At 31.7% G+C, this 24,721-nt stretch carries 26 protein-coding genes; 10 read left to right on the forward strand and 16 right to left on the reverse strand.

The genetic code is table 11. The annotated features are described in order from the left end of the window. The first annotated feature begins 64 nt into the window (after positions 1–64). The 6 genes from FRY74_RS09255 to FRY74_RS09280 all read left to right on the forward strand — a co-directional run bounded on the left by FRY74_RS09255 (position 65) and on the right by FRY74_RS09280 (position 4,963). Positions 65–2,008 carry a T9SS type A sorting domain-containing protein gene (locus FRY74_RS09255; protein WP_147100785.1) on the forward strand — a complete coding sequence of 648 codons (1,944 nt, stop codon included), beginning with the start codon at positions 65–67 and terminating at the stop codon, positions 2,006–2,008. A 61-nt stretch (positions 2,009–2,069) separates the two neighbouring features. Continuing rightward, on the forward strand, positions 2,070–2,759 hold the full coding sequence (trmB, locus tag FRY74_RS09260) for a tRNA (guanosine(46)-N7)-methyltransferase TrmB (RefSeq protein ID WP_147100788.1): 690 nt from the start codon (positions 2,070–2,072) through the stop codon (positions 2,757–2,759). Next, positions 2,759–3,136: a TfoX/Sxy family protein gene (locus FRY74_RS09265; RefSeq protein WP_147100790.1), complete on the forward strand. Its 378-nt coding sequence runs from the start codon at positions 2,759–2,761 to the stop codon at positions 3,134–3,136. Before trmB ends, FRY74_RS09265 begins: the two co-directional genes overlap by 1 nt. Then, positions 3,117–3,464, forward strand: a complete 348-nt coding sequence (locus FRY74_RS09270) for an MGMT family protein (protein WP_147100792.1) — start codon at positions 3,117–3,119, stop codon at positions 3,462–3,464. The genes FRY74_RS09265 and FRY74_RS09270 overlap by 20 nt, the downstream gene beginning before the upstream one ends. Positions 3,465–3,538: 74 nt before the next feature. Then, positions 3,539–4,663, forward strand: a complete 1,125-nt coding sequence (locus FRY74_RS09275; protein WP_147100794.1) for an Mrp/NBP35 family ATP-binding protein — start codon at positions 3,539–3,541, stop codon at positions 4,661–4,663. Between the two features lie 39 nt (positions 4,664–4,702). Then, positions 4,703–4,963 (forward strand): NifU family protein, encoded by a 261-nt coding sequence (locus tag FRY74_RS09280; protein WP_147100796.1) that lies wholly within the window; start codon positions 4,703–4,705, stop codon positions 4,961–4,963. Between the two features lies 1 nt (position 4,964). Here FRY74_RS09280 and FRY74_RS09285 read toward each other — a convergent pair whose 3' ends face one another. Together FRY74_RS09285 and lysS are read right to left on the reverse strand one after the other, a co-directional pair. Beyond that, positions 4,965–5,960 (reverse strand): NAD(P)H-dependent glycerol-3-phosphate dehydrogenase, encoded by a 996-nt coding sequence (locus tag FRY74_RS09285; protein ID WP_147100798.1) that lies wholly within the window; start codon positions 5,958–5,960, stop codon positions 4,965–4,967. Between the two features lie 21 nt (positions 5,961–5,981). Continuing rightward, a complete protein-coding gene (gene lysS, locus FRY74_RS09290) occupies positions 5,982–7,679 on the reverse strand; it encodes a lysine--tRNA ligase (RefSeq protein ID WP_147100800.1) in 1,698 nt (565 codons plus the stop codon). 124 nt (positions 7,680–7,803) lie between these two features. Between lysS and FRY74_RS09295 the strand changes: the two genes are divergently transcribed. Continuing rightward, entirely contained in the window at positions 7,804–8,574 is a 771-nt protein-coding gene (locus FRY74_RS09295) for a TatD family hydrolase (protein WP_147100802.1), read from the forward strand. 13 nt (positions 8,575–8,587) lie between these two features. Then, positions 8,588–9,604: an asparaginase gene (locus FRY74_RS09300; RefSeq protein ID WP_147100804.1), complete on the forward strand. Its 1,017-nt coding sequence runs from the start codon at positions 8,588–8,590 to the stop codon at positions 9,602–9,604. Between the two features lie 4 nt (positions 9,605–9,608). Here FRY74_RS09300 and FRY74_RS09305 read toward each other — a convergent pair whose 3' ends face one another. The 4 genes from FRY74_RS09305 to rlmN form a co-directional block, all read right to left on the reverse strand. After that, positions 9,609–10,094, reverse strand: a complete 486-nt coding sequence (locus FRY74_RS09305; RefSeq protein ID WP_147100806.1) for a hypothetical protein — start codon at positions 10,092–10,094, stop codon at positions 9,609–9,611. Next, positions 10,078–10,962, reverse strand: coding sequence for a hypothetical protein (locus FRY74_RS09310; protein WP_147100808.1), 885 nt, complete (start codon positions 10,960–10,962; stop codon positions 10,078–10,080). Before FRY74_RS09310 ends, FRY74_RS09305 begins: the two co-directional genes overlap by 17 nt. A 29-nt stretch (positions 10,963–10,991) precedes the next feature. Then, entirely contained in the window at positions 10,992–13,790 is a 2,799-nt protein-coding gene (polA, locus tag FRY74_RS09315) for a DNA polymerase I (RefSeq protein ID WP_147100810.1), read from the reverse strand. Positions 13,791–13,863: 73 nt separating this feature from the next. Further along, the gene (gene rlmN / locus FRY74_RS09320) at positions 13,864–14,916 is read right to left on the reverse strand and encodes a 23S rRNA (adenine(2503)-C(2))-methyltransferase RlmN (RefSeq protein ID WP_147100812.1); all 1,053 of its coding nucleotides are present in this window, start codon (positions 14,914–14,916) and stop codon (positions 13,864–13,866) included. A 73-nt stretch (positions 14,917–14,989) separates the two neighbouring features. Between rlmN and FRY74_RS09325 the strand changes: the two genes are divergently transcribed. Both FRY74_RS09325 and FRY74_RS09330 read left to right on the forward strand, forming a co-directional pair. Then, complete coding sequence (locus FRY74_RS09325) at positions 14,990–16,153, forward strand: amidohydrolase family protein (protein WP_170227996.1); 1,164 nt, start codon at positions 14,990–14,992, stop codon at positions 16,151–16,153. A 41-nt stretch (positions 16,154–16,194) separates the two neighbouring features. Continuing rightward, positions 16,195–16,668 (forward strand): hypothetical protein, encoded by a 474-nt coding sequence (locus tag FRY74_RS09330; RefSeq protein WP_147100817.1) that lies wholly within the window; start codon positions 16,195–16,197, stop codon positions 16,666–16,668. On the opposite strand, the gene FRY74_RS09335 is transcribed toward FRY74_RS09330, so the two are convergent. The 10 genes from FRY74_RS09335 to metK form a co-directional block, all read right to left on the reverse strand. After that, on the reverse strand, positions 16,645–17,328 hold the full coding sequence (locus FRY74_RS09335) for a 2-C-methyl-D-erythritol 4-phosphate cytidylyltransferase (protein ID WP_147100819.1): 684 nt from the start codon (positions 17,326–17,328) through the stop codon (positions 16,645–16,647). The genes FRY74_RS09330 and FRY74_RS09335 overlap by 24 nt on opposite strands. Further along, positions 17,321–17,812, reverse strand: a complete 492-nt coding sequence (locus FRY74_RS09340; protein ID WP_147100821.1) for a four helix bundle protein — start codon at positions 17,810–17,812, stop codon at positions 17,321–17,323. Before FRY74_RS09340 ends, FRY74_RS09335 begins: the two co-directional genes overlap by 8 nt. Positions 17,813–17,837: 25 nt before the next feature. Then, complete coding sequence (gene queA / locus FRY74_RS09345; protein ID WP_147100823.1) at positions 17,838–18,884, reverse strand: tRNA preQ1(34) S-adenosylmethionine ribosyltransferase-isomerase QueA; 1,047 nt, start codon at positions 18,882–18,884, stop codon at positions 17,838–17,840. Positions 18,885–19,014: 130 nt separating this feature from the next. Further along, positions 19,015–19,767: a uroporphyrinogen-III synthase gene (locus FRY74_RS09350; protein WP_147101231.1), complete on the reverse strand. Its 753-nt coding sequence runs from the start codon at positions 19,765–19,767 to the stop codon at positions 19,015–19,017. Between the two features lie 40 nt (positions 19,768–19,807). Beyond that, complete coding sequence (locus FRY74_RS09355) at positions 19,808–20,764, reverse strand: DUF4271 domain-containing protein (RefSeq protein WP_170227997.1); 957 nt, start codon at positions 20,762–20,764, stop codon at positions 19,808–19,810. 88 nt (positions 20,765–20,852) lie between these two features. Continuing rightward, positions 20,853–21,329 carry an ExbD/TolR family protein gene (locus tag FRY74_RS09360; RefSeq protein WP_147100826.1) on the reverse strand — a complete coding sequence of 159 codons (477 nt, stop codon included), beginning with the start codon at positions 21,327–21,329 and terminating at the stop codon, positions 20,853–20,855. Beyond that, positions 21,329–21,931: an ExbD/TolR family protein gene (locus FRY74_RS09365; RefSeq protein ID WP_147100829.1), complete on the reverse strand. Its 603-nt coding sequence runs from the start codon at positions 21,929–21,931 to the stop codon at positions 21,329–21,331. Before FRY74_RS09365 ends, FRY74_RS09360 begins: the two co-directional genes overlap by 1 nt. Positions 21,932–21,940: 9 nt before the next feature. Next, complete coding sequence (locus tag FRY74_RS09370) at positions 21,941–22,351, reverse strand: hypothetical protein (RefSeq protein WP_147100830.1); 411 nt, start codon at positions 22,349–22,351, stop codon at positions 21,941–21,943. A gap of 8 nt (positions 22,352–22,359) precedes the next feature. Beyond that, positions 22,360–23,211 (reverse strand): MotA/TolQ/ExbB proton channel family protein, encoded by an 852-nt coding sequence (locus tag FRY74_RS09375; protein ID WP_147100832.1) that lies wholly within the window; start codon positions 23,209–23,211, stop codon positions 22,360–22,362. A 180-nt stretch (positions 23,212–23,391) separates the two neighbouring features. Continuing rightward, positions 23,392–24,645, reverse strand: a complete 1,254-nt coding sequence (gene metK / locus FRY74_RS09380) for a methionine adenosyltransferase (protein ID WP_147100834.1) — start codon at positions 24,643–24,645, stop codon at positions 23,392–23,394. Positions 24,646–24,721 lie beyond the last annotated feature (76 nt).

Consider the following 24,721-nt stretch of genomic DNA (forward strand, 5'->3'; position numbering starts at 1 on the left):
CACTATCTAATTTAGAATTAATCTATATTCTATTATTCGTATATTTGAATATAAAATATACATAATGAAAAAAATTCTAGCTAGTTTAGCGATTGTAAGTGGCCTATTTTTAGCCTATTTATCTTCTTCTTTTATTGAAAAAGGAAAAACAGAAGCTTACAAATTTCATTCGCAACGCGATATAAATCACTTTGAAAGTATTGCTAAAGTTCTACCAACTGGCATGAATTCAATCTTTGCTGCCTCTGGAGAATGTGAATTATGTCATGGTACAGCTGGAGCTGGTCCAAATACTACTGCACTTCAAGATGCTATGGGTAACGATGTGTCTCCAGTTGCCGATTGGAAAGCAACAATGATGGCAAATTCGGCTAAAGATCCTTTTTGGAGAGCAAAAGTAAGCCATGAGGTTTTAGTTAATCCTTCTTTACAAGTTGCTATTGAAAATACTTGCACCAAATGTCATGCACCTAATGGATTTTTTAATGCTATTCATAATGGAGAACCTCACTATTCTATAGCAGATTTAGAACAAGATACAATCGGTTTAGACGGAGTTAGTTGTACTAGTTGTCACTCAATGCTTTCTGACGGATTAGGAAGTGTTTTTTCTGCAAATATGAATTATGATACTAACAAAACAATTTATGGACCTTACGATGCTCCTTTTGTAAATCCTATGCAAAATACTATCGGATTTACTCCTGAAAAAGGAGACCACATAAACAATGCTGGATTGTGCGGAGCATGTCATACCTTAATTACAAACCCGGTAGATTTATCAGGTATATCTACTGGAACTTATTTTGTAGAGCAAGCTATTTATCATGAATGGTTAAACTCTGATTTCTCAACAACCAACCCTACAACTTGTCAAGAATGCCATTTACCAAGAACTACTGATAATGTTGTTATTTCTGATCGACCAGGATGGTTAGACCCAAGAACACCCTTTGGGAAACACACTTTGGTTGGCGGAAACGCATTTATGCTTGAGTTGTTAAAAAACAATATCGATTCATTAGGGTTAAGTGCAAATGTTATAGAATTTGATACCGTTATTGCAAGAACAGTAAATCAACTACAAAATAAAACGTTGGATGTGAATTTATTAGAAATTCAAAGAACAATTGATACTGCATTTTATTCTCTTGAATTAATAAACAAAACAGGACATAAATTTCCTGCTGGTTATCCAAGTAGAAGAGCTTATATTGAATTTGTTGTTTCTAACCTAGATGGAGATACTATTTTTCACTCAGGTAAAGCTGACGATGAGTTTCGTTTAATTGAAGAAGAAGCTACTTATGAAACTCATTATAATGTAATTAATAATGAAAGTCAAGTACAGATTTATGAAATGGTTATGGGAGATGTAAACAGTAGCGTAACTACTGTTTTGGAAAGAGCTTTTTCACACTTAAAAGATAACAGAATTCCTCCAAGTGGTTTTACCTCAACACACAACTCTTATGATACCGTAAAAGTTTATGGAAATGCAGACCTTGATATTAATTTTAATAAAAATGGCGGCAGTGAAGGAACGGGAAGCGATATCATATATTTTAACATCCCATTAAATGGTTATGCCGGCACTTTAAATGTAACTGCTACAGTTCATTACCAACCAGTTCCTCCAAAATGGACAGACGAAATGTTTGCACTTTCTTCAAACGAAATAGACTTGTTTAAAGGAATGTATAATAATGCTGATCATACGCCTGTTAAAGTAGCTGTAGCAATACTAAACCAAACATCAATAGATGAAATAGAAAATTTAAACATTAAAGTATTTCCAAACCCAGTTCAAAATCACATTAATTTAGAAGGATTAGAAAATATAACTGATATTGTGTTATTCGATAACCAAGGAAAAAAAATTAAGACATTTACTTGGAATCAAAAATCTACACAAAAACTAAATGTTTCAATTGAAAATGGCATTTATTATTTGAAAATTAAAACCAAAAAAGGACAGTACTTATCTAAAAAAATAATTAGCCTCTAAATTAAAGCTCATCCTAAGGATGAGCTTTTTTTATTCCTTAAATTTAAATAGATTTGAGGCTATGAAAGGTGAAGGAAAAAAAACGGAACGATGGAGAGAAATGAAAACATTTTCTCATGTGTTTCAACCAAATTTTGACGAAGTTTTTAATAAAGATTTTATCCATAAGGGGAAATGGAAAGAGAACGTTTTAAAAAACGAAAATCCTATTGTATTGGAGTTAACCTGTGGCAGAGGAGAATATTCTGTTGGTTTAGGATCTCATTTTCCTGAAAAAAACTTTATTGGTTTTGACATAAAAGGAGCTCGAATTTGGCAAGGAGCAAAGCAAGCCTTAGTTCAAGGGTTAAACAATGTATTTTTTGTTCGTACACGTATCGATTTTATTACTTCCTTTTTTGCTAAAGATGAAGTAGATGAAATATGGATAACTTTTCCTGACCCACAGCCACAAGAAAGTAGAGAACGTAAAAGAGTTACAGCTCCAATTTTTATGGAGCGATACAAACAAATACTAAAGCCTGGTGGGATCATTCATTTAAAAACTGACAACGAAGGTTTTTTTAGATATACCTTAGAAGAAATTAAAAGAAACAATTATGAACTAATTGAGCACACCTTTGATTTATATGGAGAAGCTATAGAAAAGCTTGACCCAAAAACCCAAGAAATATTATCGATTAAAACCTACTACGAAAACTTATTTTCAGCTCAAGGGCATAGCATTCATTATTTAAGATTTAGATTTTAATGGCTTACGACGAATATTTAGCTGACCGTATTAAACATGTTTTAAAAGAAAAAAGAGTTTCATTTATTGGTAAAAATATGATGGGAGGATTAATGTTTATGGTTGATGAGAAAATGTTTTGCGGAATCCATTTTGATAAAAAAAGAAAGACCGACTTATTGATGGTTAGAATAGGTGAAGAAGCTAGTATTGAAGCTTCAACTAAAACAGGTTGCCAACCTATGGATTTTACAGGTAGACCAATGAAAGGATTTGTTTTTGTTGACCCTACAGGATTTGATTTAGATGATGACTTAGCTTATTGGATTCAACTTTGTATCAATTTTAATCCATTGGAAAATCAAGTAAAAAGAAATAATGAAGTACTCAGAGGCTAGTCAAGATTTTTTTGAACAAGTTTATCAGGTTTGCAGAGAAATACCTTACGGCAGAGTAACTACTTATGGTGCTATTGCAAAATATTTGGGTGCAGCTCGTAGCTCAAGAGTTGTTGGCTGGGCAATGAATAGTGCTCATTCTCAACAGAACACTGTTCCTGCCCAAAGAGTTGTAAACAGAAATGGGCAGCTAACTGGTAAAATTCATTTTTCAACTCCATTTGAAATGGAAGAAAAATTAAAATCAGAAGGTATTTTAGTAAAAAACGATACTATTGTTGACTTTAAAAAATATTTCTGGGACCCATCTATTGAATTGGCTTTATAATGTTGCTTTTATTGTTCACAAAACAAATTTGAGTGGTTGATATTAGTAATTTTACACCTCAAAATAATAGCAATATGAATTTCGACCAAAAAGATATACTAGAAGCATTAAGTTTTGTAATAGAGCCCGATTTAAAAAAAGATATTGTTGACCTAAATTTAGTGTCCAATGTAAAATCTGAAGGAAATAAAATCAGTTTCGACTTGCAGATTAATAACCCTGCAATGCACAACAAGAAAAGAATTACAGAAGCATGTGAGTTGCATTTAAACAGAGTGCTTAAAACAGAAGTAGAGTTAAACATTAGCATAACTCCAATACCTAAAGCACCTGAAACTCCAAAATCAAACAAAGTTTTGCCTAATGTTAAAAATATTATTGCAATAGCATCAGGAAAAGGTGGTGTTGGAAAATCAACAACAACAGCAAACTTAGCTGTTGCTTTAGCTCAAAAAGGATATAAAGTAGGTTTAGTTGATGCAGATATTTATGGTCCATCTATGCCGCTTATGTTCAATGTAGAGGATGAAAAACCAATGCCAATTGAAGTAAACGGTAGAAACATGATTAAACCTGTAGAAAGTTACGGTGTTAAATTATTGTCTATTGGCTTTTTTGCAAATACTGATCAAGCTGTGGTTTGGAGAGGGCCAATGGCGACTAGAGCATTAACGCAATTATTTACTGAAGCTGATTGGGGAGAATTAGATTATATGCTAATTGATTTGCCTCCAGGAACAGGAGACATTCATTTATCTTTAGTACAAACAGTTCCTGTAACTGGAGCTGTAATTGTTAGTACACCACAAAAAATGGCGCTAATTGACGCTAGAAAAGCTGTTGGGATGTTTAAGTTAGAACAAATCAACGTGCCAGTTTTAGGAATGATTGAAAACATGGCGTATTTTACACCTGCTGAATTACCAAATAACAAATATTATATTTTTGGTGAAAATGGGTTAAAAGATTTAGCAGCAGAACAAAACCTACCATTACTAGGAGAAATACCTTTGGTTCAAAGTGTAAGAGAAGCTGGTGATGCTGGGAGGCCTGCTGTGCTTCAGGAGAACACACCTCAAGCAAAAGCATTTATGGCGTTTGCAGATAATGTAATTGAACAAGTAAACTTAAGGAACGAAAAATTAGACCCTACTAAAAAGGTAGAGATAACTAATATGAATGGTTGTTCTACTAAATAAAAAAAGTCTTAAATTGCAGTTGTATTTTTTCATATCGAAATGGACAAAAAAGAAATAATTGACAAGATTAATAGTGCGTTAGAGCAAATTCGTCCATTTTTAATTGACGACGGAGGAGATATTGAATTAATTGAAGTGACCGACGATTTAATTGTTAAAGTAAAATTACTTGGTGCTTGCAAAGACTGTTCAATGAGTGCAATGACTTTAAAAGGTGGCGTAGAAGAATCTATTAAAAGAGTTATTCCTGAATTAAAAGCTGTTATTGCAATAGAAGATGAAACTGTTAATTATCAATAATTTAAGATAACTTCCCTGTTAAAATTCTCATCTCCATAATTGGAGAAATCTTTTCATAAAGAATATGGTAAACAGCATCCATAATTGGCATGTCAACCTTAAACTTTTTGTTTATTTCATAGATTCCTTTAGCTGCATAATAACCTTCGGCAACCATGTTCATTTCTATTTGAGCAGATTTTACAGAATAGCCTCTACCAACCATACTTCCAAAGTTCCTATTTCTTGAAAATTGCGAATAAGCTGTTACCAATAAATCGCCCAAATAAGCAGATGATTTTACATCTCTATGTATAGAATGAACCTCATCAATAAATTCTTTAGTTTCTCTTAATGCTGCCGCAATTAAAACGGCTTGAAAGTTATCTCCATATCCTAATCCATTACAAATACCACTAGCAACAGCATAAACGTTTTTAAGAATAGCTGATAACTCAGTGCCAAATAAATCATCAGAAGTTGATGTGTTAATATATCTACACGATAAACAATCTGCAACATATTGAGCTATCTCTTGATTTTGACAGGCAATTGTCAAATAAGACAAACGTTCCATCGCAACTTCTTCTGCATGACAAGGTCCTGCAATCATTCCAATCCTATCGTAAGGAACATTGAAGTTGATATGAAAATACTCAGCTGGTATTTGATTATACTCTGGTACTACACCTTTAACTGCTGAAATGATTATCTTTTTTTCAATTCCTTCAATTTCAACTCCATCAAAAGCTTTAGCTAAAAATGCAGATGGAACTGCTACAACAACAATATCTGAATCATCAATTATCGCTTGTAAATCGGAACTCATATTTAACTTGTTAGGGTTAAATTGTATAGATTGTATATACCTTGGGTTGTGGTGATAATTTTGAATATGAGCAATACATTCTTCATCACGCATCCACCAGTTAACTTTCTCTAAATTCTCCGTTAACATCTTCACAATAGCTGTTGCCCAGCTACCTCCTCCTAATACTGCTATTTTTTTATTTTCCATATTGCCAAATATAGTTATTCTTTAACTCAACACACAAACCTTTGTGTCTCCATCAACTTCAACTTTTACCATTCCATGTTTATTCAAGCCTTTCATCCCTTTATCCCACTGCTTTCCACTTAAACCAGATGCATTTTTTAAAGCTCCTAGTTCCATATTATTATTTGCTTTTAATATTTCAAAAATTGTTTTTTCAGCATCACTCAAGTCAACCGTTTTTTTCTCTGGTTTCATTTGAGGGAATAAAACTACCTCTTGAATAGATTCGTTATTGGTTAAAAACATAATCAATCGGTCAATTCCTATGCCTAATCCTGATGTTGGAGGCATACCATATTCTAGAGCTCTTAAAAAATCATAATCAATAAATTCTCCAGCTTCATCATCTCCTTTTGCCGCTAATTTTAATTGTTCTTCAAAACGTTCTTTTTGGTCTATTGGATCATTTAACTCTGTATAAGCATTAGCTAATTCTTTTCCACAAATCATTAATTCAAAACGCTCAGTTAAAGATGGATCGTCTCTATGTTCTTTACATAAAGGAGACATCTCTTTTGGGTAGTCAATAATAAATGTTGGATCAATATAATTTCCTTCACACTTCTCTCCAAAAATTTCATCAATTAACTTTCCTTTTCCCATCGTATCATCTACTTGAATTCCATTTTCATTACACCAAGCAGCTAAATCTTCTTCAGATTTATCTTTTATATCAAACCCTGTAAAATCAATAATTGATTGACGCATAGTAACTCGCTTATATGGAGCTTTGAAGTTTATTTTATTTTTACCAAACGTAGCTTCAGTTGTTCCATTTACAGCAATGGCACAATGCTCAAGTAATTTTTCTGTAAACTTCATCATCCAATTATAGTCTTTGTAGGCTACATAAATTTCCATCATTGAAAATTCGGGATTATGTGTTCGGTCCATCCCTTCATTTCTGAAGGTTTTAGCAAATTCAAATACCCCTTCAAATCCACCAATTAAAGTCTTTTTTAAGTATAACTCACATGCTATTCTCAAATACATTGGAACATCTAACGAGTTGTGATGAGTTACAAATGGTCTTGCAGCTGCTCCGCCTGGTATAGGTTGTAATATAGGTGTCTCAACTTCATAATACCCTCTCTCAACAAAAAACGAACGCATTGCGTGCATTAATTTGGCTCTTTTAATAAATACCTCTTTTACGTGTGGATTTACAACTAAATCAGCATAACGCTGACGATAACGCATTTCTGGGTCTGTAAAAGCATCGTGTACATTTCCTTCGCTATCAGTTTTTGGAAGAGGTAAAGGCTTCAATGATTTACTTAATAAATCAAACTTTTTTACTCTTACACTAATTTCTCCCACTTGAGTTTTAAAAAGCTCTCCTTCAACACCAATAAAATCACCTATATCCAACAATTTTTTATAAACATCATTGTATAACGTAGAGTCATCTTCAGAACAAATCTCATCTCTATTAAAATAAACTTGTATTCTTCCCTCACTATCTTGCAATTCAGCAAATGATGCTTTTCCTTGAATTCTTCTTGACATCAATCTTCCAGCAATCACAACCTTTTTACCTTCTTCATAATTTTCTTTTATCTCTTTAGATAAAATAGTTACTGGATAAAGTGCTTGAGGATAAGGATTAATTCCTAATTCTCTTAATCTGGTTAACGATTCTCTTCTAACCAATTCTTGTTCTGATAATTGCTGGCTCATTTTTTTATTTTTAATGAATGCAAAAGTAATAAAGAATTTGGTGTTTTTGCTAGAAGACAAAAGACAGAAATAATTTCTTCTAACTTCGTTCTTCTGTCTTCCTTCCTTTATCTATTTTTGTTTTATGATTTTAACCGATACTCATACACATTTATACTCATCACAATTTGATGAAGATCGAACAAATGCTATTAATAACTGCATTAAAAAAGGTGTTTCACGATTGTTTTTACCCAATATTGATAGCAGTTCTATTGATGGTATGTTAGCTATAGAAAAAGAATTTCCTAGCAATTGTTTCGCTATGATGGGCTTGCATCCATGTTCGGTTAAAGAAAATTATAAACAAGAATTAGCCTTAATTAAAGAATGGCTAAACAAACGCAACTTTTGTGCTATTGGTGAAATAGGGATAGACTTGTATTGGGATAAATCTACGCTAGAAGCTCAACAAGATGCCTTTAGAACTCAAATTAATTGGGCAAAAGAACGAGATTTACCTTTTGTAGTTCATTGCAGAGATGCTTTTGATGAGATTTTTGAAATTATGGATGAATTAAATGATGACAAAATGCGCGGTATTTTTCATTGTTTTACAGGCAATTTAGAACAAGCAAATCACATCATAAACTATGGTGGTTTTAAATTGGGTATAGGCGGAGTTGTTACTTTTAAAAATGGGGGGTTAGACAAAGTTGTTGAACAAATTGACTTAAAACATCTTGTATTAGAAACTGATTCTCCCTATTTAGCACCTGTACCATACAGAGGGAAACGAAATGAAAGTAGTTATTTACTGAATATTGCCGAAAAGATTAGTGAAATTCATCAAGTAACTATAGAAGAGGTTGCTAAAATAACTACTGCAAATTCTATGGAAGTGTTTGGATTTTAAATTACATTTGGGTATGAATTCGATATTAATTATATACACTGGTGGTACTATTGGAATGGTAAAAGATGAAGAAACTGGTGCTTTAAAATCATTTGAATTTGATTCTTTAATTAAAGAAATTCCTGAGATTAAGAAATTTGGTCACGAAATAAATATTCATTCATTTGAAACACCAATAGATTCATCTAATATGCAGCCACAACATTGGTTAACGTTAGCAGAAATCATTTATAACGGTTATGATAATCATGATGGCTTTGTAATTTTACATGGTTCAGATACAATGGCTTACACTGCTTCTGCATTAAGTTTTATGCTCGAAAACTTGAGCAAACCCGTAATACTAACAGGGTCTCAATTACCTATAGGTGAAGTTAGAACAGATGCAAAGGAAAATTTACTAACAGCAATCGAATTAGCATCTTCTTACAAAGAAGGGAAAGCTTTAGTTCCTGAAGTTGCTATTTATTTTGAATATGATCTATATAGAGGTAACCGATCAACTAAATCAAATGCTGAGGATTTTGAAGCCTTTACCTCTCCAAATTATCCTGTTTTAGCTCAAGCTGGTGTTTCTTTAAAATTCAACACTAACGATATTTATAAACCAAACAGTAAAGATTTAAAAATTAATAAATTTTTAAATCAAGATATAGCTACTATAAAGCTTTTTCCTGGTATTACTGAGCAATACATCTTTTCAATAATTCATATTCCTAATCTTAAAGCTATAGTATTAGAAACTTTTGGTTCAGGAAATGCACCAACAGAGTTATGGTTCATAAATTTATTAATTGAAGCAATTAATAAAAACATCATTATACTAAACATTAGTCAATGTGAGGGTGGAGCTGTTAATCAAGGTAAATATGAAACAAGCTCAGCATTAAATCAAATAGGCGTGATAAGTGGTAGAGATATGACTTACGAAACTGCTATCACAAAATTAATGTATTTATTGGGTACTGATTTAAGTGTTTCAGAAATCAAAAATTGGCTTCAAAAATCAATTAGAGGCGAAATTTCTTAATATTCTATTTGCTTAATTTAAGCATCTTTTCTGCTGCTGAAGAGTCTCTAAATCCAGTTAATATGGAAATACATCCTTCTGGCACAATATTATTTGAAACAGCTTTCATTTCAGCAACTTTAACTTGAATAATTAATTGCTGAGTATTTTTTACCCTAAAGTCCCAATGTGGATTTTTTTGACCAGGCTTACTTGTAAATAAAACTTTTCTAGTTTTATCTAAAACCTTTAATTCAACATCTCCTATCATTTCCTGACTTGCAATTAACACTCGATAATCGTTCCCGCCATTAAATGTCATTTCTAATTCAGCCTCATCTCCAGGAATAAACTTAGCGCTTGTTAATTGTCCATTATGTGTATATGGAGCTAAAGCAGGAAACCCTTCCTTTTTTGTGAAATTTTTACATTGACTATATCCACTAATAGAAATAGTAATGAAAAGAGCAGCTAAAACTGTTCTAAATAAATTCTTATTCAATGATTTCATTTCTAATTGATTTAACTGTTTCTGCAATCTCTAATATTTTTTCTGTTGAATAGGTTAATGTTGTACCTCCATCTATAGTTGCCATGTCTTCGTTGTTTGAAACTGAAGTAGCAGATGTTGATGATTGAATTTTATCAAAACTCAATTTTAATTTTTGAAGGTTTGCTTTCATTTTTTCTACTTCCGGATGATCATATAAATCTATTAATCCGATTAAGTTATCTAATGAATACTTTTGATCCGCAATTGCTCTCATCAAATCTGGGCTTGGATGATCTTTATCCATAGTTGCTGTACCTAAATATAACCCTTCAATCCATCCTCCAGAGATAATTAAAGCTGATAAATAGTCTTGTTCATTCTCTTTTAAGTAGCTATCTGCTAACCAATATGAATCATTAATAATATTCATCAAAGAGTCTCTGTTATTCATATTTGACTCTATTCTTTCCATTGTTTCAGCATCAAAAGCAGAAGTTATACCTAAACCGTCAGCTAATTTTTTAGCACAATTCATGTAAAACATACATTGCTGTGATTGATCAAAAATATTAGCATAACTTAAATCAGCACCGTAAACACCAAAATTTAATGCTTGCTTTGCACTTGTTGAGTAATTATTTACATTATCTATCGGATTTAAAAATCCAATATTATAACCAACTCCCGAACGCTCAAAAATGATTGCTGTTTCGTATGGAGAAGGAACTGTATAAAATATTTTTTTAGCCTTTGAAGCTCTTTCTGCTAATTTAGAATCTTCTACTGTATTTGTAGAACTTTCGTTGCTATTATCTTCGGTTGTAGCATTGCCTCCGCAACCATATAAAGCTATAACAAAAACAAAAGGATAGATAACTTTTTTCATAGTCTTAAATTTTTTCCAAATATATAAAATTAATGAGCTAACAACCAATTTTCTGCATTACTCATTTCAACATCTAATGGAACAGCAATTTTAACTGCATGCTCCATTTTGTCTTTAACTATTTTTTTCACTTTTTCTAGTTCTGGTTTAAATACATCAAAAACCAATTCATCATGCACTTGTAATAGCATTTTAGATTTTAATTGCTCTTTTTCAAACTCTTGATGAATGTTTATCATCGCTATTTTAATAATATCAGCAGCAGAACCTTGTATTGGTGCGTTTACAGCATTACGTTCTGCATGCCCTCGAACTATTGCATTGTTGGAGTTAATGTCTTTTAAATTTCTTCGCCGCTGCATAATGGTTTCAACATAACCTTGCTCTTTTGCTAATACTACATTATTATCCATATATGCTTTTAGCTTCGGGTATTTTTCAAAATAAGTATCTATAATTTCTTTAGCTTCTGTTCTCGATATATTCAAATTTTGTGACAAACCAAAAGCAGAAACACCATAAATAATCCCAAAATTTACAGCTTTAGCCTTACTTCTCATTTCTCTATCAACTTCATTTTTTTCAACTCCAAAAACTTTAGCAGCAGTAGCCGTATGTATATCTTCTCCTTTTACAAAAGCTTCTTGCATATTTTCGTCTTCACTTAAAGCAGCAATAATGCGCAGCTCAATTTGTGAGTAATCTGCCGCAAGTAGAGTATAATCTTCATTTCTTGGTATGAAGGCTTTTCTAATTTCACGCCCTTTTTCTGTTCTAATTGGTATATTTTGAAGGTTAGGGTTATTTGAACTTAAACGCCCTGTAGCGGCTACAGTTTGCATATAACTAGTATGCAGACGATTTGTGTGAGGATTTACCAATTCTGGTAATGCATCAACGTAAGTAGATTTTAATTTTTTTAGAGAACGATATTCTAAAATTTTAGGAACGATATCATGTTTATCTGCTAATTTAGATAGCACATCTTCACCCGTTGAATATTGACCTGTCTTTGTTTTTTTTGCTTTTTCAATTATTTGCATTTTGTCAAAAAGCACTTCTCCTAATTGTTTAGGAGAATCAATATTAAAATCCTCTCCTGCTAATTCAATTATTTCTTTAGTTAATACCGTTATTGAGTCTTCTAATTCTATTGAGAATTTTGCTAACGCATCTACATCCAAATTAATACCTTCTCTTTCCATGTCAGCTAAAACAGGAATTAATGGTATTTCAATTTCGTCCATTAATTTTTTTAAGGTTGGGTTCATTTTAGGCTCAAATTCATTCTTTAATTGCAAAGTAATATCAGCATCTTCACAAGCATAATCTACAATGTTTTCTTGTGGAATATCTCGCATACTCAACTGGTTTTTCCCTTTTTTACCTATCAAAGTCTCTATTGAAACTGGTTTATAACCCAAATAAGCTTCGGCTAACAAATCCATTCCATGTCGCATGTCAGGCTGAATTAAATAATGAGCAATCATCGTGTCAAAAAGCTTTCCTTTTAACTCAACATTATAATTTGCTAAAATGTTTAAATCATATTTAATATTATGTCCAACCTTTTCTATTTTATCATTTTCAAACACTACTTTAAATTCTTCTAAAATAGCTTTAGTTTCATCTTTCTTATCTGAAAATGGAATGTAATAAGCTTCGTGCTCTTTATAAGCAATTGATAAACCTACAATTTCAGCTTCAAGTGTATTTAACCCTGTTGTTTCTGTATCAAAACAAAATGAAGTTTGTTTTGATAAATTATCAATTAGTGTTTTACGTTCTTCTGCAGTCTGCAGAAAATTGTAATTATGCTTTGTGTTGGAAATATCTTTTTGTTCCATTAACTCTGGTTCCAGTTCTTCTTCCTCAATGGCTGGAGCATTTCCAAACAAATCCATTTGCCCACCAACTTGAACTGGAGCAGCTTGAATTTGTATTTCTTTGCCTAAAACACGTTTTGCTAAATTTCTAAATTCAAGTTCAGCAAAAAGATCTATTATTTTTTGCTCATCTGGAGCTTCTACTCTAAAGTCTTCAAAATCATATTCAACTGGTACGTCTAAAATAATCGTTGCTAATTTTTTAGACATTAATCCTTGCTCTGCAAACTCAATCACATTTTCTTTTTGTTTCCCTTTTAATTCATGAGCATGTTCAATTAGCCCTTCAACACTTCCATATTTAGCAATTAAAATTTTTGATGTTTTTTCCCCTATTCCAGGTATTCCAGGAATATTATCAACAGCATCTCCCCATAATCCTAAAATATCAATAACTTGTAATGGATTTTCAACTCCAAATTTTTCACAAACTTCAGGTATTCCTAAAACTTCTGCTGGCTTTCCATAAGCTGCTGGTTTATACATAAAAATGTTTTCTGAAACTAACTGACCAAAATCTTTATCTGGGGTCATCATATAGGTCTGAAAACCTTCTTTTTCAGCAGCTTTAGCCATTGTTCCTATTATGTCATCTGCTTCGTAGCCTTCTAACAAATAGATAGGAATATTAAATGCATCTAATATTTGTTTAATATATGGAATTGCTGTTTTGATATCTTCAGGCATAGCCTCTCTACCTGCTTTATAATCAGAAAAGTCTTCTTCTCTATTTGTTGCTCCTCCAGGGGCATCAAAAACAACGGCGATATGCGTTGGTTTTTGTTTTTCTAACACTTCTATTAGAGTATTAGTAAACCCCAACATTGCTGAAGTATTAAGTCCTTTTGAATTGTATCTATGGTTTTTACCGAAGCCAAAATAAGCTCTATAAATTAATGCGAATGCATCCAGTAAAAAAAGTTTCTTATTAGAAGTTGACATATCTTAAATTTTGAGCATCCAAAATACGTTTTTTAGGGTAAGAAGTAAAGTATTGTTGAGTTCTTTTAATATCTTAATTTGCTGCCTTATTCTTATTCGCTAATTGACCACAAGCAGCATCAATATCTTTACCTCGGCTTCTACGAACATTTACAATTAAGTTGAAATTATCCTCCAAAAAAGCAGCAAATTTATCTGTTTTGTCAGCATCTGCTTTTTCAAATTTGGTATCATCAATTGGATTGTATTCAATGATGTTGATTTTACAGGGAACAACCTTACAGAAAGCAGCTAATTCTTTAGCATCTTCAATACTGTCGTTAAAATCTTTGAAAATTATATACTCAAAAGTTACTCTTGTTCCTGTCTTTTCATAAAAATATATCAATGCCTCTTTTAGTGATGCTAAAGAGTTTTGATCATTAATAGGCATTATTTCACTACGCTTCACATCATTTGCAGCATGTAATGATAGCGCTAGATTAAACTTTACATCATCATCACCAAGTTTTTTAATCATTTTAGCAATACCAGCAGTAGAAACTGTAATTCGTTTAGGAGACATTCCTAAACCAGTTTCAGAAGTAATTAAATCAATTGATTTTAAAACGTTTCTATAGTTTAATAATGGTTCTCCCATTCCCATATAAACAATGTTGCTTAATGGTGTTTTATAGTATTCTTCTGCTTGATTTTTAATAATAACAACTTGGTCAAAAATTTCTTCAGCCTCAATGTTACGTAATCGATCTAATCGTCCTGTTCCACAAAATGCACATGTTAAGCTGCAACCTACTTGACTAGAAATACAAGCAGTCATCCTTTTAGGCGTAGGTATTAAAACCCCTTCTGTAATCTTTCCGTCAAAAAGCTTAAAGGCATTTTTAATCGTTCTGTCAGAACTTATTTGTTTTTCGGCAACACTTACAGAATTAATGAAAAAATGCTCCTTTAATAAATTTCGAGTGCTTAACGATAAATTAGACATATCATCAAAGTTTATCACCTGCTTTTTCCAAAGCCACTCAAATACTTGTTTTGCACGAAACGGTTTTTCTCCATTATTAGAAAAGAAAGTTTTTAATTCTTCTTCTGTTAGGCTTCTTATGTTCTGCTTATCTGACATTAGGTATCAAAATTACGATTAGTTTTTTGTTATGCCATTGCTAGGTTCCATTCAATCGCGTATTTTTGAGCTGATGAAAAAAATTAGTGCAAATTATATTTTCCCTGGAAATATTCCTCCAATTAAAAATGGTGTTTTAATAATCGATAATAATGGAACTATTATTGACCTCTTAAACCCGCAAAAAGATGAAATTAATTGGTCAGAAGTAGAAATACATAAAGGGTTTATCTGCCCTGGATTTATAAACACTCATTGCCATCTTGAATTGTCTTACTTAAAAAATCAAATTCAAGAAAAAACTCAACTCCATGGTTTTATTAAAGAAATAATAATCAAAAGAAACACCTTTTCTGAAGAAGATCGAAATCAAGCAATTATTGAAGCTGAACTAGAAATGAAAAAAAATGGAATTGTTGCTGTTGGCGACATTTCTAATGGAAACTCAACATTTAAGCAAAAGGAAAAAGGGATTTTACATTATCATACCTTTTTAGAGGTTTTTGGATCTGACCCTAAAATAGCTAACGATGCTTTTTTACAAGCCGAAAATCTCTACAAGCTATATTATAATTCGACTAGAGTATCTATAACACCCCATGCTACTTACTCCGTTTCTGACCCTTTAACATTATTAATAAACGACCACTGCATTACCAATAAAAGTTTAGTTAGTATTCATAACCAAGAAACGGAAAGTGAAAATGAATTTCATAAAAAAGGTAGTGGTCATCTCTATAATTTCTTAGAAATTGATAAAAAAACAGCATTCATTGCTACTGGAGAAAATGCCTTGTCTTCTTTTCTTGCAAAATATAAAGATTTAAATCATACCCTTCTAGTTCACAACACTTTTACTGATAAAGATGACATCCGTTGGGCAAATAAATACAATTCAGATATTTATTGGGCCTTCTGTCCAAATGCAAACTTATACATCGAAAATAAACTGCCGAACTTTGAACTGTTCTTAAATGAAAAATGTACAATTGGAACAGATAGCTATGCTTCTAACTGGAGTTTGTCAATTTTAGATGAACTAAAAACCATTAGTAAGTCTAGCCCGAATATTAATTTAGAAACATTAATAAAATGGGCAACTTTTAACGGCGCGGAGTTCTTGAAGTTTAGTCATTTAGGTTCATTTGAAATAGGAAAAACTCCGGGTATTAATTTAATTGAAAATGTTAACGAGATGACTTTAACAGAAAAATCAAGTATAAAAGTTTTAGCCTGAACTTTTCTTTTCGTTATTTCGCTTACTTAAAACTTATCATCATGAAATTAAATTCTTTACTAGTTGCTTTTTGCTTATTATTTAGTGTGTTATCTTACGGACAAGGCATTGATAACACCAAAGAAATTACTCAGATTAGTGAAAATATAAGCTCGCTAAAAACCTCTCAAACTGAAACAAAAACAAAAATTGAGAATTTAAAGAAAGAATTGGAGTCCTTGACAAAAGAATTAGATAAAAAGAAGCGAGATTTAAGTTCTGCTAAACGAGATGTTGAAGTTCATAGCGAAACTTTAATTGACAATATTGATGACGCTAAAAAAACATCAAAAATTAGTAAGAAAAGAGATAAAATGGTTGATAAGAGTGAGAAACTAACAAAGCAAAAAACCAGCCTCGAATCAAAAATAAACAAGAAGAAAAAAGAGATTAAGAAAAATGAAAAAAAATTAAAAAAGTTAGAAACAAAAGAGGCGAAATTAAAAAGTAAATTAGGTAAATTGAACTCTAAATAGTGCTTCAGTAATCTTCAAATCTATAGGAGAGGTAATTTTAATGTTTTCTTTATTGCCTTCAACTAAATTTATTTTTTCTCCTAAGGCTTCAACAACAGATGCATCGTCTGTAAAACTTTCATCAAATTCTTGTTGGTAAGCCTTTAAAATTAAAGCCGAGGTAAAACATTGCGGAGTTTGTATTAATTGATAACAACTCCTTGCAACTGCTTTATTAGAATCATCTTGCTTAGAAACATGTCTTAGAGACTCAATCACACCTATTGATGGAATTGCGTTTCCTTTTAATTCAGCCTCATTAAAACTCTTTATTATCGTTTCTGAACTCACTAAAGGTCTAACTCCATCATGTATAGCTACAATGCTTTCTTGTTTAACAAGCGCTAAGGCATTTTTTACTGAATGGAATCTTGTTTTACCTCCACAAACTAATTGATGCGAACTAGGATTAAAGGTGTGTAAAACACAAAGCTCTTTCCAAAAATCAATTTGATTTTCGGGAAGAGCTAAGATTATTTCTATTGTTGGAAAAGTAGAATTAAACTTTTCTATGGTGTGCATTAATATAGGTTTGCCAGCTAGCTCAAGAAATTGTTTTGGAGTATCACTCCCCATTCTTTCGCCTTTACCTCCAGCAACTATAATTGCATATTTATGCATTTACAGAGATTTCTTCTTCACTAAAAAACTCATCAGCAGATGCTGTATAAGCATTTCCATTTGGTTCATCATTACTATTCAAATCTTCACTATCGTTATTGTAGTTATTATTTCTTTCGTAATTATCTTCTTTCTTTCTTCCTATTGAACGAATGTAAGCATTTAACATTCTATGAATTTTTTCAACGTTTTCTACTAATTCATCAGACTCTGCAGCTTCTATCATTCCTCTTTCTTTAGCTTTTAAAAGCCACCCTTTAGTTTTTAGTAAAAACCCTCTTGAAATATAACAATAATGCTTTTTATCTTTAAAATTATATCTTCCATACCCAGCTGCAATATTACCAGAAATAGCATCTGCATCTTTTACAAAATCTACTCCAATTGTATCTTTATTAAAACCCTCCCAGGCATTAACTATCTTCCAAATTTTATCTTCAAAGTCTAGACATTCTTGGTAAAGCTTTAAATCTTCTAATTTCATTGGTACTTGTTTAAATTGTGTTCTTTTATATAATTAGCATGGCATCACCATACGTGTAAAATCTATACTTTTCTTTAATAGCTTCTTTATAAGCTTTCATTATTAAGTCATAACCTCCAAATGCACAAGTCATCATCAATAATGTTGAGTAAGGTGTGTGAAAGTTTGTAATCATTGCATTAGCAATATTAAAATCAAAAGGAGGGAAAATAAATTTATTCGTCCATCCATCATAAGGCTTCAACTGTCCATCAGAAGAAACTGAAGACTCTATGGCTCTCATAGATGTTGTTCCAACAGCACAAATTCTCTTCTTTTTTAACTTAGTAGCGTTAACTAAATCCGCGCACTTTTGATCAATATGAGCCTCTTCTGAGTCCATTTTATGCTTAGTTAAATCTTCTACCTCAACCCCTCTAAAAGTACCTAACCCAACGTGTAATGTTAATTTAGCGAAATTGATTCCTTTTATTTCTAACCGCTTCAATAAATGTTTACTAAAATGTAAACCAGCTGTTGGAGCAGCTACTGCTCCCTCATTTTGAGCATATACAGTTTGATATCTATCTGCATCTTCAGGAACAACTTCTCGTTGAATATATTTAGGTATTGGTGTTTCTCCTAATTTTTCAATAATAGCTTTAAATTCCTCATAAGGACCATCAAATAAAAATCGTAATGTTCTTCCTCTTGATGTTGTGTTATCTATTACTTCTGCAACTAAATCATCGTCACCAAAATAAAGTTTATTTCCAATTCTAATCTTTCTAGCAGGATCAACTAAAACATCCCAAAGCAGACTCTCTCTGTTTAATTCTCTTAATAAGAACACTTCAATTCTAGCTCCTGTTTTTTCTTTATTTCCATACATTCTTGCAGGAAAAACTTTTGTGTCATTCATGATTAACAAATCACCTTCATCAAAATAGTCAATCATATCCTTAAAAAGTTTATGTTCTATTTCTCCGGTATCTCTATGAACAACCATCAACCTCGATTCGTCTCTTTCTTGAGCAGGATGTTCAGCTAATAATTCTTCTGGTAGGTCAAATTTAAATTTGGATAATTTCATGGTATAATTTTACTTGAAAATAAGGCTGCAAATGTAATAATATATAAACAATTATCAAGTCTATTTCTTTCAAAACTAACTACTGATAAACGATAAGCAGAAAAGCCACTTTTACAAGTGGCTTTAAGTATTACTTTTTTGCTTTATTTACTTTCTTTATATAAATTTCTAAAGCTTTTGTCATTGATGGTGCTTCTGAAGTAGGTGCAGAGATATCAATATTTAAGCCTGATTCTTCAGCTGCTTGGGCTGTAGTTGGTCCAAAAACAGCAATACGAGTATTGTTTTGTTTAAAGTCAGGAAAATTTTGATACAAAGATTTAATTCCTGAAGGGCTAAAAAAAACTAAAATGTCGTAATTGACATCTTTTAAATCTGATAAATCGCTACAAACTGTTCGATACAATGTTGCAATTTGATAATCAAATCCATTCTCATCCAGTAACGCTGGAATATTTTGTCTTAGAATATCAGCACTTGGTAATAAAAATTTACAATCTTTTTGTTTTTTAAGTACTGTTATTAAATCAGCAAAAGTTTGCTGTCCAAAAAATATTTTTCGTTTGCGATAAACAATATATTTTTGAAGATAAAACGCCGTAGATTCAGAAATACAGAAATATTTCATATCATCAGGAACCTTTACTCTCATTTCTTCTGCAGCTCTAAAGTAATGATCAACAGCATTTCTACTGGTAAAAATAACAGCATTAAAATCAAGTAAATTAATTTTTTGAAGCCTAAATTCTTTTGCAGGGACACCTTCAACGTGTATAAATGATCTAAAATCAACTTTCACTTTGCAAGTATCTGCCAAATCAAAATATGGCGACTTTTCCGTCTCTGGTTTTGGTTGAGAAACTAAAACACTTTTTACTTTCAACATCTCCCTATCTGTTTTTTAATTTTTAGTCGAAGTAGTCTTAATTAAAGATAAAAAACTTGCTTAATACGACTAATGGTAAAATTTCAAGCGTGCAAATGTACAAAATAATATATAAAACAAAAAAATTGTTTTGCTTTCCAATAATAAATAATCTGAAAATTCTAGCTAAAAAAATGAGTGTAAAACTTGGTAAAATAACATAGTTAAACACTACATCAAACGAGATGGTAGAGAAAAAAATAAATGCCAAACAAGGAAGTAAAATTACTCCAAACAAATAGTTGTATATTAGCGTGTTATATGTGTAAGTTGCTGATAAATCTACACGAGAAAAGATAGCAGATATTACAACAACTGAAATAAATTTTACACCGTAAGTAGCTAAAATAAAAATGGCCACTTTAACATAAAATCCATCAGTTATTGTATTACCAGTTTTAAAAATTAAAAAACTAACAATTAACAACAACAATCCAATTAAATACAATACGAACAAGCTCAAGTTTACTCGATGAAAAAATACTTTTTCTTCCCTAACAACTTCTTCAGCAGCTTGAAATGAAAATATAGATTTAAAAATTTGATTAAATCGTGTTGAACTGAAAGCCTTAACAAACCCTAACAAACCAAAAGCTATTAACAATAATATAGTTTGCCATGAAGTATTTATTGAATTATTTATAGCAGGAGAATATAGCAACTCTTCATCGCTTTTGTCTTGCTTTTGAGTAGCTATAGGGCTTATTTTTCGTGTTGGTATATTATCAAACCCTTGATTATAGAAGTTTGTATCTATCTCTGAATAATTTGAGTCAGAAACTAACACTATAGACTTCTTAGTTAAAACCTTATTGTTTGAAATTTTAGAGGGAATAATTAAAGCAGACTCATCTTCTATTTGAAGCAATTTTAAAGTATTAGATTTTAAAATAGTATCAACATTGTTTTGTTGAAGTATAGAATCTTGTTGCTGGTATGTCTGATTTATTTTCAATATGATACAAAGATATACTATTCCTCTTCAACAAAAAAAGCCTTTCTTACTAACTAAGAAAGGCTTTAATTATAAATTAAACTTTATATTAATCTAAAATTTTATCAGTTTTTTTAGTTGAGTAGTTAATTTTTAATGCGTTAACTTTTCTCAACTCTTGCTTTACTTCTGTTACAATACCCATTTTAGTATCTTGATCTACTTTTAATGACCAAGTAACTAAATTACGCTCGGCCTCATCTCTTTTATCTTTTTCCATTTCAACGAATTGAAAAAGATCTTCTTTAGTTGCAAACGCATCATTTAGCTGAATACGAGGTGCAGTACCGAATGAAGCTTGTAAAGATTTAATAGGTTCACCAATGTAAATGTAACTTACTAATGATTTACGTTCTAATTTTTCAACTTCAGTAGCCTTTGGTGTTACCACCTTAACTTTTAAAGTTGTTTCTCTCATAGTTGTGGTAACCATAAAGAAGAATAAAAGCATAAATACAATATCAGGTAAAGCGGCAGTGTTAACTGCTGGTTGACTTTTATTTCCTTTTTTTCTAAATTTTGACATTAGTTAGCCCCTCCCACAGCTTTAGGTTCAGCCTCAGAAATTCTTTGAGGATAAATTGCTTTAATTGCTTTGTATTGTTGTCCTATTAGCTCTGAAGATTCAGATTGAGCAACTAGTTCGTCATAAGATTTACCAAACTTCTGATTAGCTAATTCATTTCTCAATTCACTATATGCACCAATTAATTCATTTTGAACTTTAATGTACATCTCATAAGAAGTCCCATTATCATTCTGTAATGAAATAATTTGTTTAGAAACTTCCATTTGTCCAAAAACAGGAACTTCTTCTATTTTAAACTCAGGCATTTCAGGATTGTTTTTATCTCCTTTGATAAATTCCTTTGCTTTTGCTCTCAATTCAGATACTTGAATGTAATCTCCTTCTACTAATAGTTGGTCATTTGCATTTACCAAAACCTCAAAAATATTACGTTGCTTAACATCAATATCTTCTGGATTATCCTCTGGTGGAGGTGGTAATTTTCTAATTAAACCTGTATCTGTATCCATCGTAGTAGTTACCAAGAAGAAAATCAAAAGCAAGAAAGCGATATCCGCCATCGAACCGGCATTTATTTCAGATATTTCTCTTTTAGCCATATCAGGTTTTTATTTTAACATTTTTGAAACTTCAGCAAATATTACAGCACCAATTGCTCCGGCACCCATAATGTAAAAAGCGATTAAACCAGTTTCTGATTGTTTAGAAGTTGAACCATCAGCTAATAATACACCATCAAGTGTGAAATATTCTTCACTACCTGCAAGTGCATAACTAATACCTACAACAACTAATAAACCAACCACTCCAATTAATGCATTTTTTGCTCCTTTCGGATTTTGTGCCATTGTTAATACTGGAAATACTACAGCTGTAAGTGCAGCGATTGCCAATAAAACATAGCACCAAGTAATTAACAAACCTTCTGAAACCACACCAGCAAAAAACAATACGCTTAATACTGCTGATAGTCCTAATAAGGCTATTAATATTGTACTAAATAACTTATTGTTACCCATGTTGTTTTTTATTTATTTGATAATTCGTTTTTAACTAATAAATCAATTAAAGAAATAGAAGCATTTTCCATGTCATTAACTAAGCTATCTACTTTTGCAACGATATAATTATAAAAGATTTGAAGAATAATTGCAACAATCAAACCAAATACAGTTGTTAACAAGGCTACTTTAATACCATCTGCAACTACTGCTGGAGAAATATCTCCCGCTGCTGCAATCGCATCAAAAGCTCCAATCATACCAATTACTGTCCCCATAAATCCAAGCATAGGAGCCAAAGCAATGAATAACGAAATCCAAGAAATTCCTTTCTCTAATAATCCCATTTGAACACCACCATAAGAAACTACTGATTTTTCAACCATGTCAATTCCTTCATGACTTCTGTCTAAACCTTGGTAAAAGATACTAGCAACAGGACCTTTTGTATTTCTACAAACTTCTTTAGCAGCATCAACACCACCCGAAGCTAAAGCTGATTCAATACCAGATAATAACTTGTTAGTGTTAGTTGTTGACATGTTTAAGTATATAATTCTTTCAATAACAATTGCTAAACCTAAAATCAAACAAACTAATACAATCCCCATAAATCCAGGACCACCTTCAATAAATTTTTGTTTGATAATTTGAGTAAAAGATTCGTCTGCAGCAGGAGCAACTTCTTCTTCCATTGCTGCTGGCTCTTCAATTGGAGCAGCATCTTCAACTACTTCTTCTGCTGGAGCTTCTTCCATTACTTCTTCGCCTTCAGCAACTACTTCTTCTGTAGCAGTTTCATCTTGTGCATAAACTGTGTTTAACATTCCGAAGCTTAAAAAGCCTGTAATTGTTAATAGTGCAAATAACTTTTTCATAGAGTTTAATTGTTTGTTATCTATCTTATTTAATTTAATAATAAATGATTTTGGATGCCAAGTTACAAAAAAAATTATTCCATTGTTAATTTTTTTTATTATCGTTATGTTAACGGTTCTTTTTCTCGATAAAAGGGACAAAAAACAACTAACATTAAACGCTTGTATCTATTTCATATTCTATAGGTTAAATGTTTTTTTAACTTTAGCTACATAGTCTAATTCTTCCCATGGAAATAATTTAACTTTTATTTTTTTCACTTTTCCAGAACCATCTGTAAATTGTTTTTCAACTGTTTCACAAGTTCTTCCCATGTGACCATATGCAGCAGTTTCTGAGTAAATAGGAGTTCTTAATTTAAATCTAGTTTCAATTGCATAAGGACGCATATCAAAAAGCTTTTCTACTTTTTTAGCAATTTGTCCATCAGTTAATTTTACTTTAGAAGTACCATAGGTGTCGATAAAAATACCCATCGGTTGAGCAACTCCAATTGCATAAGCAACTTGAACTAAAACCTCATCACACAAACCTGCTGCAACTAAATTTTTAGCGATATGACGTGTAGCATAAGCAGCAGAACGGTCAACTTTACTTGGATCTTTTCCAGAAAATGCACCACCACCGTGAGCACCTTTTCCTCCATAAGTATCAACAATAATTTTTCTTCCTGTTAAACCTGTATCACCGTGAGGCCCACCAATTACAAATATTCCTGTTGGGTTGACATGATATTTAATTTTATCATTAAATAGTGCCTGAATATTTTTTGGCAATTGTTTTTTTACTCTTGGAATTAATATGTTGATTACATCTTCTTTAATCTTTTTCAGCATTTTAGCTTCCGTATCAAAATCATCGTGTTGAGTAGAAACAACAATAGCATCAATTCTAATTGGCGTATTATCATCATCGTATTCTATTGTTACTTGAGATTTTGCATCTGGACGTAAATAGTTAATTTCTTTTCCTTCTCTTCTCAATACTGCTAACTCTTTTAGTAACATGTGAGAAATTTGAAGTGCCAAAGGCATATAATTTTCTGTTTCGTTAGTTGCATAACCAAACATCATTCCCTGGTCTCCAGCTCCTTGATCTTCTTTCTTTTTACGCTCTACACCCTGGTTTATATCTGGTGATTGCTCGTGAATTGCAGAAAACACACCACAAGAGTTACCATCAAACATATACTCACTTTTAGTATAGCCAATCTTATTAATTACTTCTCTTGCTATTTTTTGAACATCTAAGTAAGTTTTTGATTTAACCTCTCCGGCTAAAACAACTTGACCTGTTGTTACTAAAGTTTCGCAAGCTACTTTCGATTCTGGATCAAAAGCTAAAAAGTTATCGATTAATGCATCTGAAATTTGATCAGCTACTTTATCTGGGTGCCCTTCTGACACTGATTCTGAGGTAAATAAATACGACATTTTATATTGTTTTTTTAGTTGTTAAAACGAAATGTCGGCCGAGAGCAATTAGAAAAATACAATTTTAGCTTTTTTT

It is taken from the genome of Vicingus serpentipes (genome assembly GCF_007993035.1).
Classification (GTDB): Bacteria; Bacteroidota; Bacteroidia; order Flavobacteriales_E; family Vicingaceae; genus Vicingus; species Vicingus serpentipes.